8 protein-coding genes, 1 tRNA gene and 5 pseudogenes are annotated in these 11849 nt (G+C 63.1%); 4 read left to right on the forward strand and 10 right to left on the reverse strand.

Annotated features, from left to right (window positions below; all coding sequences use genetic code 11):
• From F3H26_RS18365 to F3H26_RS18375, 3 genes and pseudogenes are all read right to left on the reverse strand, one after another.
• A pseudogene (locus F3H26_RS18365) lies at window positions 1-566 on the reverse strand (hypothetical protein); the annotation flags it as partial.
• A gap of 309 nt (window positions 567-875) precedes the next feature.
• A tRNA-Arg gene (locus F3H26_RS18370) sits at window positions 876-952 on the reverse strand.
• A gap of 138 nt (window positions 953-1090) precedes the next feature.
• Window positions 1091-1505: pseudogene (locus tag F3H26_RS18375) on the reverse strand (IS5 family transposase); the annotation flags it as partial.
• 2 nt (window positions 1506-1507) lie between these two features.
• Here F3H26_RS18375 and F3H26_RS19775 point away from each other — a divergent pair.
• A pseudogene (locus F3H26_RS19775) lies at window positions 1508-2025 on the forward strand (DDE-type integrase/transposase/recombinase); the annotation flags it as partial.
• A gap of 499 nt (window positions 2026-2524) precedes the next feature.
• On the opposite strand, the gene F3H26_RS18385 reads toward F3H26_RS19775, so the two are convergent.
• Window positions 2525-3790, reverse strand: a complete 1266-nt coding sequence (locus tag F3H26_RS18385; protein WP_149777433.1) for an aminotransferase class V-fold PLP-dependent enzyme — start codon at window positions 3788-3790, stop codon at window positions 2525-2527.
• A 202-nt stretch (window positions 3791-3992) separates the two neighbouring features.
• Between F3H26_RS18385 and F3H26_RS18390 the strand changes: the two genes are divergently transcribed.
• Window positions 3993-4403, forward strand: a complete 411-nt coding sequence (locus F3H26_RS18390; RefSeq protein ID WP_149777434.1) for a hypothetical protein — start codon at window positions 3993-3995, stop codon at window positions 4401-4403.
• Window positions 4404-4406: 3 nt separating this feature from the next.
• Here the strand turns inward: F3H26_RS18390 and hemF are convergent, their stop codons facing one another.
• From hemF to clpS, 4 genes are read right to left on the reverse strand one after another with little or no spacing between them, the layout of a single operon-like run.
• Window positions 4407-5291: an oxygen-dependent coproporphyrinogen oxidase gene (hemF, locus tag F3H26_RS18395; RefSeq protein WP_149777435.1), complete on the reverse strand. Its 885-nt coding sequence runs from the start codon at window positions 5289-5291 to the stop codon at window positions 4407-4409.
• Window positions 5292-5296: 5 nt separating this feature from the next.
• The gene (locus F3H26_RS18400; protein WP_149777436.1) at window positions 5297-6097 is read right to left on the reverse strand and encodes an SDR family NAD(P)-dependent oxidoreductase; all 801 of its coding nucleotides are present in this window, start codon (window positions 6095-6097) and stop codon (window positions 5297-5299) included.
• Between the two features lie 37 nt (window positions 6098-6134).
• Complete coding sequence (locus tag F3H26_RS18405) at window positions 6135-7100, reverse strand: class I SAM-dependent methyltransferase (RefSeq protein ID WP_149777437.1); 966 nt, start codon at window positions 7098-7100, stop codon at window positions 6135-6137.
• Between the two features lie 26 nt (window positions 7101-7126).
• On the reverse strand, window positions 7127-7468 hold the full coding sequence (gene clpS, locus F3H26_RS18410; RefSeq protein ID WP_005980724.1) for an ATP-dependent Clp protease adapter ClpS: 342 nt from the start codon (window positions 7466-7468) through the stop codon (window positions 7127-7129).
• A gap of 92 nt (window positions 7469-7560) precedes the next feature.
• Here clpS and F3H26_RS18415 point away from each other — a divergent pair.
• Window positions 7561-8261 (forward strand): annotated as a pseudogene (locus F3H26_RS18415) (HAD family hydrolase).
• A 302-nt stretch (window positions 8262-8563) separates the two neighbouring features.
• Window positions 8564-9934 carry a D-alanyl-D-alanine carboxypeptidase family protein gene (locus F3H26_RS18420; RefSeq protein WP_223162576.1) on the forward strand — a complete coding sequence of 457 codons (1371 nt, stop codon included), beginning with the start codon at window positions 8564-8566 and terminating at the stop codon, window positions 9932-9934.
• 53 nt (window positions 9935-9987) lie between these two features.
• Here the strand turns inward: F3H26_RS18420 and F3H26_RS18425 are convergent, their stop codons facing one another.
• Both F3H26_RS18425 and F3H26_RS19785 read right to left on the reverse strand, forming a co-directional pair.
• Window positions 9988-11235 (reverse strand): hypothetical protein, encoded by a 1248-nt coding sequence (locus tag F3H26_RS18425; protein WP_149777438.1) that lies wholly within the window; start codon window positions 11233-11235, stop codon window positions 9988-9990.
• 341 nt (window positions 11236-11576) lie between these two features.
• Window positions 11577-11849 (reverse strand): annotated as a pseudogene (locus F3H26_RS19785) (hypothetical protein); the annotation flags it as partial.

Consider the following 11849-nt stretch of genomic DNA (forward strand, 5'->3'; position numbering starts at 1 on the left):
GTTAATTGGAGACTACGCAGCGTCGGGCCTGCTAACCACCAAAGGGGGTCAAAATTGGATGCCGATACAGGGTCAGTTTTGAATGCCGATTGACAGAGCGGGGTGAACCGGACACCCGGCAGGCCCTCGCGCGCCGAGGCCCGCAGCCCGTGCCAGACGGCTTCGGTGGCGGGCGCCATCCAGGGCATCTCGGCGTGGAGCGCGGCGGCGATCTCATCCGCCTCGTGTTCGGTGTTGATGCGGGTGACCGGCAGCCCGCCACGCAAGGGCGTCAGCTTGGCGCAATTCTCCTCGCTCAGATGAGACAGGCCGGACCGGGCGTCCAGCCGCTGCACGTACCGGTGCGCGCGACGCCGGATCTTCCGCCGCTCGGCCTCATTCAGATAGTCGAAGAACTGGTCCATCTTTTCGGAAGCGTCATCATCGTCACCGGTCTGCGCCGTCTGGCGTTGCCTGCGGAGGCCGCGCAGGAATGTCTTCAGACGCCGCTCGACCTCGTGCAGCGTCGGCAGGTCGTCTTCGAACCGCAGCGTATGAAATGGAATCGTGGTGGTGGCACGGGACATCGCAGAATCCTTTCGTGGCGCGACAGGGCTTGTCGCACCGTTGTCCACACCGCCGGGGCGGGCGGGGCTGATGGGCGTGAAAGGTTCCGGAACCTGTGGAACGAATGAGGAACACCTAACGTGCTGCGTGTCAACGCATCCTGTTTGGTTTGCGCCATCGAACCCGGCCGGAATGAACGAACCGCTACACGACACACAAGTTGTTGAAAGAACTGCGCTAAAAGGACGGTAGATTCGAGTGCAATTCAAAAAACCGTTTTTTGTCGTAAAAACGGACTTTGGATGTCGAACGTCAGCAACCGACCACTTTGGCGACCCGGGGAGGACTCGAACCCCCGACCAAGAGCTTAGAAGGCTCCTGCTCTATCCAGCTGAGCTACCGGGCCACGCGTTGCTTTTACAACCACAATTTGGGTGTTGAAAGCCCAAACCGGACGTTAAACTCGCACTCCGGGTGGTGTTTGGGCTCATCCAAGCTGCCAGATACCCCGCATCTGCCCCCATCGCCCCGCCAAAAACCTGAGTTATGTTGACAAATGGCGCAGCCAAAGACGGATGGACGTGATGGCCACGAAGCCCAGGAAACTGTCGGCGGTCTTGTCGTAGCGTGTGGCGACGCGGCGGGCGTTCATGAGTTTGTTGAAACACCGCTCGACCAAGTTGCGCAAGGAATACAGAAAGTGATCGACGCCGATGCGCATCCTGCGGGATTTGCGCATGGGAATCTGGGCCAAAACATGCACGCGCATTCATCTTTTCCCGAATGCCGTCGGCGTCATAGTACCTGTCCGTCAGGAGAACCTTCGGCTCGGGCAGGTTGTCGGCCATGACCAGGTCGAGCCCGAGACAATCGGATGCCTGACCCGGTGTGATCGGGGTTCTCGTGGGCAGGCCCGCCGCATTGGCGCAGAGGTGGATCCTGGTCGTGAAGCCGCCTCTTGGGCTGGTTCTATCTCAGTTCCACTCTTGACGACTGCAGCCGCTACATCATCGCCTGAAAGCTCTGCACGACGATGAGGCCGCAGTCGTCACTGACACGCTGGACCTGGCGCTGGCGGCGTCCGGTTGCAACAGCGCGACCGTCGTGCAGAACCCCGCCTTCACTGTGACAACGGTACAACTTTCGTCGCCGCCGAGCTGACCGACTATCTCGAGAACAAGGGCATGAGTCACGTTCGCGCTGCGCCACATCACCCCCAAGACCCAAGGCAAGATCGAGCGATGGCATCAGGCCATGAAAAACCGAGTTTTCTTGGAAAACGACTTCCTGCCCGGCGACCTGGAGTGCCAGATCCGTTCCTTCGTCGACCGCTGCAGCAACCTTCGATACCGCGAGAGCTTGGACGACCTGACGCCCGCCGATGTCGATCACGGCCGGGGCAAAAAACTGAAGATGAGAGAACAGATCAAGAAGCAGACACTCCGTAAACGCGGGTTGCAGAACCAGGCCGCGGCCGCCCAAACTCAATCAGAAATCGAACCAGAGCCTCGGTTACGAAGCGACCCGTGCTTGCCGGAAAAACTGACGACGGACACCATCTCGCCCTGGCGCATCTCGAACACGCCGGAGGCGGGCTTCTGAGTCGATGCGCTGAATGAGGCCATCCTTCGCCTCGGCTCGCCCGAGATCATGAACACGGATCAGGGCAGCCGGTTCACTTGGTTTGCCTGAACCGACCGGCTGGGCCGATCCGGCGTCCGCATCTCGATGGACGGCAAGGGCCGGTTCCTCCACCCTCGTGACATTGCCGCGCAATGCACTGCCGGGCAACGGATCAACATCTTCGTCGAGCGGCCCCGTTCCTCCCTTGAGCGCAAAACGCCCAGGGAAGCATACTGGCACGGTCGAGATCAGAAATTGGCGGTATGAAAACCAACCCGGATACACCTTGGAAGCGCTGCCAAGCTGTCCGAAAAACCGGGACCACTTCACGAGAGGATAGGTGCGTCAGGCGGGGTTAGATGCACCGCTTGCGTTTCATGTCCTGCATCGCCGCCAGAAACTGCGTCACCTCATGCTCGGTGTTGTAATGGCACAGCGAGACCCGGATGCAGTCCGGCATGCCCAGCGGTCGCAGGACGTTGCCGCTGTAGTGGTCGTCCTTGCGCGTGTGGGTGCGGATGCCTTGCGCGTTCAGGCGCGAGACCGCCTCGGCCGAAGGCATGTCGCGCACGACGATCGAGACCAGCCCTTCGCGTGCCGGGTTCTCGGCGCCGGCCAGGATCGTGACATGATCCATGTCCCGCAGACCGTGCAGGTTGCCGGTGCCGTTGATCATCACGTTGGTCAGATGCGTTTCATAGCTGTGGATCGCGCGCCCGGCGGCCTCGATCCGGGCGCGCCGGTCGGTGGCATCGGATACCTGCCCGCCCAGCCAGTCGAAATAGTCTACCACGTCGGACATCGTCGCATAGGCGCCTGTGTCGCGGGTGCCGAATTCCCAGCCGGCCGCGGGGGCGTCGATCAGTTGGTCATGGGGCAGGGCGGTCAGCCGGTCCGAAATCCAGGCGACCCCGTAACCGTGCCGCGAAAACACCTTGTAGGGGGAAATCGCATAACCATCGACGCCATAGCCGTCAATGTCCAACTGCCCGTGCGCGGCGTGCTGGATGCCGTCCACGATGATGAAACAGTCTGGCGAAACCGACCGAATCGCGCGGGCGATGGCGGCCACGTCCATTCCCATGCCGGTCACCGGAGAGGCATGCAGAATCGTGGCCACGGCCACATCCGGCGACATGCGCGCGGCATAGTCGGCCGCCGTGACCAGGCCGGTCGCATCGTCGTGGGGCACACTCACATAATCGAGCCCGGCGATTCCGGCCCAGCGGCGCGCGGCGCTGCGGCTGGCCGGGTGTTCGATGCTGCTGCCGATCACCTTTGCCCCTTTGGGCGCGTTCACGCAGGCCGTGCGGATCATGCGGAACAAAAGCTCGGTGCCGCTTTCGCCCACGAAGAACTGCCCCGAGGAGGCGTTCATGAACACCGCCAGATCGGCCTTGGCCCGATTGATAATGTCGACCAGGGCGTGGCTGGCCATGTTGTCCCGCCCCTGATTGTCCGGGATGGCCGCAAACCGGGCCGACGTGTCGACCACCGATTTCAACGTCAGTGCGCCCCCCGCGTTTTCGAAGAATATGCGCGGCCCTTGAAACGGACAGCTTTCCACGTGGGCAAAGCGCGCGCGGATGGCGTCGAGCAATCCCGGTGTTTCGTGCAGCATGGCGGGTGTCCTGTCCTGTCGAATATGCCTGCCCTGCATCTATGGACGTCGGCGCGCCCGGGTCAATCGTTTCCGCGCCCCGTGGCGGCGGTGCCCGGCTTGCCGTGTGCACCGGCGACTGGCGGGTGGGCCAATGTGGCTTTACTCGAGGGGCCCGTGCCTTAACATGAACGGCATCGAGTTTCAGCTGACAGGTTTTCCGATGGCGCGTTTCCTTGTGTTCTTTCTGCTTTGCACATCTCTTCTGGCGCCGCTCGCGGCGCAGGCGCGGGGCTTTGGCCTCAGCGTCCGCCCCACCTACCGCACCGAAATCCGCCCCGTCGGCGATGGTATCTACGAGGTAAAGGCGATCGGCTCGTCTGCGGCGGTCAATTACTGGTGCGGCATCGGCGACTATGCCATCCGCCAACTGGGCGTGCCGCGCTCGCAGCGGATCTATGTCTGGAAAGCCTACGAGAAAGGGGCCAGAACGGTCCAGTTCTCGTTGAAGCCGCCGCCGGGCGCAGACACCACGCCGGGATATTCGATCACCGTCAACCGGGTGGGCGATAACATGTCTGCCTCGTCCGCGCAGAACTACTGCTATGACAATTTCATGGATTTCGGGTTCTGACCCTCATACCCACTTGGCCAGCGGCGGCAGGCTCATCAACACGGCGTCAGGGTCATGCCCGGTTTCCAGGCCGAATTTCGTGCCCCGGTCATAGACCAGGTTGTATTCGGCATAGAGCCCGCGGTGGATCAGCTGGGTGTCTTTGTCCGCCTCGGTAAAGGGCTGCACGCGCCGTCTTTCCACCAGGGGCAGGAAGGCCGGCAGGAAGGCCCGGCCGATGTCCTGGGTCAGCGCGAAATCGGCCTGCCAGTCGCCGGTGCAGTAGTCATCCATGAAGATCCCGCCGACGCCCCGCGCGCGCTTGCGGTGCGGGATGTAGAAGTATTCGTCGGCCCACTCCTTGAGACGCGGATAGTGCCCCGGCCCGTGCGGGTCCAGATGCGCCTTCTGCGTGGCGTGGAAATGCGCCGTGTCCTCGGGGTATTCGATACAGGGGTTCAGGTCGGAACCGCCGCCGAACCACCAGGCATGGGGCGTCCAGAACATGCGGGTGTTCATGTGAACGGCCGGGACATGCGGGTTTTGCATATGCGCCACAAGGCTGATGCCCGAGGCCCAGAACCGCGGGTCGTCGGCCATGCCGGGGATGCCCTTGCGCGCGGCCATCGCCTGCTGTGCCCGTTCGCCCAGCGTGCCGTAAACCGTCGAGACGTTGACGCCGACCTTCTCGAACACGCGGCCGCCGCGCATGACCGACATCAGACCGCCGCCCGCGTCGGAACCATCTTCCGACTGGCGCCGGGTTTCCTTGACCTCGAACCGGCCGGGCGCGGCCTCGCTGAAGGGGCCGGTGTCGTGGCTGTCCTCCAGCGCTTCGAAGGCGGTGACGATCTGGTCGCGCAGGCTGCGGAACCAGGCGGAGGCGGTGGCTTTTTCGGTATCGAACATGGGGCTCAGTGGGCTGGGGCGGCGACCGGATCCAGCAGGGTGCGGCCTCCGTCGATTGTCAGGATCTGGCCGGTCATGAAACCCGAGGCCTCGGACGCCAGGTATTGCGCCGTATCGGTCAGTTCGGTCGGGGCGGCGATGCGGGCCAGCGGCGTGTGCTTCTCGATGTCCCTGCGAAAGTCGCGGTTGTCTTTCAGGGTCGTCTGCAACGAGGCGCTCATGACCGAGCCGAGCGCGATCGCGTTCACGCGGATGCGGTGCGGCGCCAGGGTCACGGCCAGCGACCGGGTCAGCTGATCCAGCGCCGCGCTGGCCACGGAATAGGCCAGCAGGTCGGGATGCGTGCGGCGCCCGGCGATCGAGGACAGGTTGATGATCGAGCCGATCTGGCTGTCTTCGCTGTCTTTGGCCTGTTTGATCATCCGGTTGGCAACCATCTGGCTCAGCCGCAGGGTGGGCATCAGGTTCTGGTTCAGCAGGGCGCGCACCGAGTCGTCTTCGGGGTCCAGCGGGTCCGAAGGGATCACCTGCCGCGCGCCATTGACCAGGATGTCCACCTGATCGAACGCGTCCAGCGTGGCGGACAGCAGGTTGGCGACGGTCAGTTTTTCACGCAGGTCTCCGGCAAAATACCGGATGTTGCCTTCATCGACCTGTTCGCCCAATTCGTCGGCCAGGCCTTTTTCGTCCATGTCGGCGAACATCACGTTGGCGCCCGCGTCGGCGAAATGGCGGCCGATCGCCAGCCCGATGCCGTTTGCGCCTCCGGTCACGATGGCGGTCTTGCCAGCTATGGAAAAGGACATGCGGTTCCTCCAGATTCGCGGCGCAGGTTAGACGGCTTCACCGCCGAGGGCGAGAGGCATGGAACACCTTGAAGCGGTTGTCTCCGGCCAGTTCCTCGACCCGCGCGAAGGTCTCGGACAGGGTGGTTTCGTAGGGCAGATGGCGGTTGGCCACCATCCACAGACTGCCCGAGCGCGACAGATTGCGGGCCGCCGACGCGATGAAGCCCTGACCCAGCGACGGGTCGGCGCTGCGTGCGGTGTGGAAGGGCGGGTTCATGACCACGGCGTCCAGCGGCTCGGGCGCGGCCCAGGTCACTGCATCGGCCCAGTGGAACCGGGCGCGCGGATCGTCCACGTTGGCCCGGGCGCAGCCGAGCGCGGTGTGGTCGGCCTCGACCAGATGCAGGGTGGTCACCGAGTCGTGTTCGAGAACGCCGGCGGACAGGTACCCCCAGCCGGCACCCAGATCGGCCACCTTGGCCCCCAGCTTGGCCGGCAGGGTCTTGCGCAGTAGGGCCGAGGCGGGGTCGATCCCGTCGGCCGAGAACACGCCCGGCGCGGTCCGGTATCCGTCGGCGCTCTGGTCCTGCGGCGCGGCCCAGTCGGCAAAAGTGTCGGCACCGGCGCGGAACCAGAAGATCTTGCCATGTGCCTTGGAAATCGGACCCTCGATCACCACGCGTTTGCGGATGTCTTTCAGCAGGCTGTCGATGCCGTCGGTCTTGGCACCGTCCACGACGATCGGACCACCGGTGCGCTGAATGGCCTGATGGATCATCGCCCGCGCAAGCGCCTTGGCGCGCGGCAGAAACAGGATCACGCTGCCGCAGGGCGCATCGGCCCGGGGCGTGGCGTCGAACCCCTGCGCCTGAAAATGGTCGTGAGACGGTTTGAACGGTTGCACGACCTGCGTGCCGCCCGGCAGCATCGAAAGGTCATGCCCGGGCGTCGGGCCGATCACCGAAACCGGCTCGGGCAGGGTCAGGCCCTGTTGCAGGGCAAGATGAAGACGAGTGGACATGGGCTGTGGGACCGAGGCACGCGGCCCTACTCCTCTCTCTCCATGGTGCATTGCAGAGGGTGTTGGTGGCGGCGGGCGAAATCCATCACCTGTCCCACCTTGGTTTCGGCGATCTCGTGGCTGAATACACCCACCACGGCCACGCCCTTCTTGTGGACGGTCAACATGATCTCGAACGCCTGCGCGTGCGACATGCCGAAGAACCGCTCGAGCACATGCACCACGAATTCCATGGGCGTGTAGTCGTCGTTCAGCAGCAGCACCTTGTACAGCGGCGGGCGCTTGGTCTTGGGCTTGGTTTGGACAAGGATGGACGTGTCGCCATCGTCATCCGATTTGCCAGCCATCATCCAACGGGCAGTCAGCATTGTACCGAGATTTTCCGATTCACATTTCGGGTCGTTTCAGGGCTTATATAACGTCAGCGCCCCCAGAGGAAAGAGCAACCGGCGGAATCGGAATGCATGAAAACCTGACCCTCATTGCCTTCGATGCCGACGATACGCTGTGGCACAACGAACGGTTCTTTCAGCTGACCCAGGCGCGTTTCGCCGAGCTTCTGGCGGACTATGCCGATCGCGCCCACCTGATGGACCGACTTCTGGAGGCCGAAAGGCGCAACATCCGGCACTATGGCTATGGCATCAAGGGCTTCGTCCTGTCGATGATCGAAACCGCGCTGGACGTCACCAACGACCGGGTTCCGGCCCGCGTCATCCGCGAGTTGGTCGCGGCGGGGCAAGACATGCTGGCCCATCCGATCGAGCTTTTGCCGCACGCCCGCACGGCGGTCGAGGCCGCGGCCGAAACCCATGCCATCGCGCTTATCACCAAGGGAGATCTGATCGACCAGGAGCGCAAGCTGGCGCAGTCGGGGCTGGGCGATCTGTTCGACGCGGTCGAGATCGTGTCCGAGAAGGACCCACAAACCTATCGCGCCATTTTCCACCGTCTCGGTCACGCGCCGGACCGGGTGATGATGGTGGGCAACTCGATCCGGTCCGATGTCGTCGCCCCGATTCAGGCCGGCGCCTGGGGTGTGCATGTTCCACATGGCTGGTCTGGGACATCGAGCGGGCCGAGATCCCATCCGGCCACCCCCGGTTTTTCGAGATCGAGCATCTCGGCCACCTTCCGGCGCTGATCGACCGTTTCAGGTGACCTGTGTCGAATAGGGCGCACCGGATGATTGTTTGACCGCCCCCCGTGCCTTGATTTTGCCGCTTTGGCTTCCGTGGTGGCCCGCGCGATAGGGTTCCCAAGATGTAGAGGTGACCCGACGCCCGAGGAGCGGCGGGTGCGGGCAGCTTTCGGTTTATTTCATGCGGGGCCTGTGCTATCGTCAGGGCAATCAACAAAAATGCCGACCGGAAAAATCCGGCGGCGCGAGGCAGACAGAGGCAAAGATCGTGCAGTTTCGGCGGATGATTCCGGCCCGGACGGGCTTGTTCCTCATTGCGGTGATGTGGGTCGCTGTGGTTTCGGCGACTCAGGTGCTGGCCGCGCCCTACGCGGCGATGGTGATCGACGCACGCACCGGCGAGGTTCTGCATTCGCGCAATGCCGATGCCCGCCTTCATCCGGCCTCGCTGACCAAGATGATGACGCTGTATATCGCGTTCGAGGCCGTTCGGAACGGCGAGATCACCCTGGACACCCCCGTGACGATCACCAAGAAGGCGGCGGCCGAGCCGCCATCGAAACTCGGGCTCCGCGCCGGACAGAAGATCGCGTTCCGCTACCTGATCCGGGCCGCGGCGGTGAAATCGGCCAATGATGCGGCCACCGCCATCGGTATCGCGCTCAGCGGGTCCGAGGCGGCCTTTGCGCGCCGCATGACCCGTACGGCCAAGGCGATGGGCATGACCCGCACCACCTTCAAGAATGCGCATGGGCTGACGGAACCGGGCCACCTGTCCACCGCCCGCGACATGACCACGCTGGGCCGGCACCTGCTGTACGACTATCCCGAATACTACAACCTGTTCTCGCGCCAATCGACCTATGCCGGCATCAAGTCGGTGCCCAACACCAACCGCCGCCTGCTGGCCGCGTACAAGGGCGCCGACGGCATCAAGACCGGCTATACGCGCGCAGCCGGGTTCAACCTGGTGGCCTCGGCCAAGCGTGGAAACGAACGCATCATCGCCACCGTGTTCGGCGGCAAATCCAGCGCCTGGCGCAACGCCAAGGTGGCCGAGTTGCTGGACCTCGGGTTCCGCCGCGCCCCGTCGCGCGCCCCGATCCGCAAGCCGTCTCGCCCGGCCTATGCCGGGAATGCGGGCCTGGGCGGCACCCAGGTGGCGCGCGCGATCGGCGCGCCGCGACAGAGTTTGCGCCCTGTCATGCGTCCGGGGGCAGGGGTCGCGGTTCAAGTCGCGAGCGCAGTGGCCGAAACGGCCGCCAAGAACGCGCCCCGTATCCAGGACAGCATCGCCCAGGCAATCGCCGCCGCCCAGACCGCGCCCACGGCCCCGCCGGTCGAAACCGCCGACACGCGCCCGGCCCTGCGGCCCGACAACCTGGTGCTGGCCTCGACCGAACCGCCCGCGGCCGAGCCCAAACAGGAAATCGTCACGCGGCTGTCCACCTCGGGCGGCCATCTGTGGGGCGTCAATGTGGGCCGTTTCGCAACGCGGTACGAGGCCGAGAAGGTGCTGCTGAAGACGGCGCTGTCGGAAATGACCACGCTGGAAGGTTCGTTGCGCAAAGTGAACCAGAGCTCCAAGGGGTTCGAGGCCACGTTCCAGGGCATGACCCGCGAGCAGGCCGATCTGGCCTGTCGCCGTCTGAAGGCGCGCAACGTCACCTGTTTCATGATCGGGCCATCATAAGGTCCGGCATTCTCTCCTGAAGGCATCGGCTGCGGAATTCCGCAGCCTTTTTTTCAATCGAAGACGTTTCCGTGCCGGTATTGTTCGTCCTGACCCGCGGCGGCGGTCAGGGCGGCGACGTTGTCCTTGGTGAAAAAGCCGTCATAGTGGTGGCACCGCTCGATATACTCGGTGATCAGCAGCGTATGTTTCGAGTGTTTCGAGAAGATCTGCTTGAGGTTCGGGTCGTCTTTGCATTCCCCGACGACATGGGCGAGAAACGGAACGCCTTTTTCCTTCAACGTGTTGACCACGAAATCCACGTTCTTTTCGCCGCCGGCATGGTCACCGTCGCGGATCTCGACCGCCATGTGGTGCAGGCGCCGGCCGAAATTGCGCACGAAGTCCTCGGTGGGCATCGGCAGCTTGGCAAACGAGTTCACGAAGGACGGTGTGTTGTTTGCGGTAAAGACCTTGGCCGGTGATTTCTTGTCGTCGTCCACGCCGGGGTGCCGGTTGACATTGGTCGACGAGTTCATCTCGGCGATGTTGTAGGCGCCCCAGAAATAATACGGCACCATGGTCAGAAACTCGAGGATCGCATCCTCGCGCTCGCCGGCCAGCACCCGCGTGGCCAGATGGTCCAGGCCCAGCATCAGCGGCGCGATCCCGCTGTCCGTGCCGAACTCGGCGGCCCTTGCCAATCGGTCCTGCTCGGTCGCGCTCAGGATCAGTCGGTCGCCCAGGCCCAGACTGTCGGGGTCGTTGAAGTCCAGCGCCGAGTAGCCGACCCGGTTGCAGGTGAAATCCGACGGGGTGGTGAACAGCATCCCGTCCAACGTATAAAACGGGTTTTCGGTGTCGCCGGCATAGTCGAAGCGGATGTTCTGATCCTCGAGGGTACGGCGCAGATCGTTCAGATCGCGCGCGGCAAAGACTTCGCCGACATAGCGGGTGTGCGGTTTCGCCCGGGCGAGCGGGTACATTCGATTCAGGCGCGAGACATAGTCCTCGAAGCCGGCGCTGAGCGGGGCCATCAGGATCAACGCAGGAAAGTCCGGATGCGCGTGCAGAACGGAAAACCGATGCGTCGCCCCCAGGTAGCTTGCAGCATGGCGATAGGGGGTCATGACATAGAGTTCGACCAAAGTGTCAAAGATCGCCTCGGGTTCCACCTGGAGGATGATGGCCGCCATCTGGCCGACTTGCTCGGCGATGCCCGAGGCTTGTCGGCGCTGATAGATTTTCGGCAGGTATTCGTGGAAGAAGTCCGAGTTCTTCTTGTCCCCCCGCGGTTGGTAGGTCATCAGATCGAAAGACATGGGCGCCTCCTTGCGCGGATGGGCGGTGCGATGAACTCAAGTCGGGCTTTTGCGGATCATGCTAGGCTGTGGTTGGCTCTCGGGCAACTTCTGCGGGTCATTCAAGCACCGTAGCCGCCATCGCGCATGGCGGGAGCATTCTCTGATTCCAGCGGTGAAGCGTGGCCGACAGGGCGGGTGCCGCACGATGCGAGTCGCTCGTCGTTGTGGCGCAGGGCGCGATGCGCACAATATATTGTGGGGCGCGAATCTACTAGCCTGAGAGCCGCAGCCGAGCCCGTGGTCCCGGGCGTCAATGATGTAGGAATTTCCGCTGCTGTCAGGCAGTCAAGTTACTGATATTAAATGATAAAATGAAAATCTGCAAAAAAATTCGCCGAGATGCTATTTTCCGCTTGCGGCTCGTGTTGGATAACCTTAGAACCCCCTTCACCGGCGCTGCTGAGGCGGTGGTGACGGGTCGGAGAGGCGGCCTGACGGACTGGAAAGACGGTTGAGACGCTCAGGAGAGACTGGGGTATCTTGAGGATTTGTTGGGCGGATGCGCAGAGTGATTTGCGTGTTGGTCTGATTTTTTCTCTGGGTTGTATGGTTCTTTGACATTGCTGGATAAC

This window comes from Ruegeria intermedia, assembly GCF_900129345.1.
GTDB classification, from domain to species: Bacteria; Pseudomonadota; Alphaproteobacteria; order Rhodobacterales; family Rhodobacteraceae; genus Ruegeria; species Ruegeria intermedia.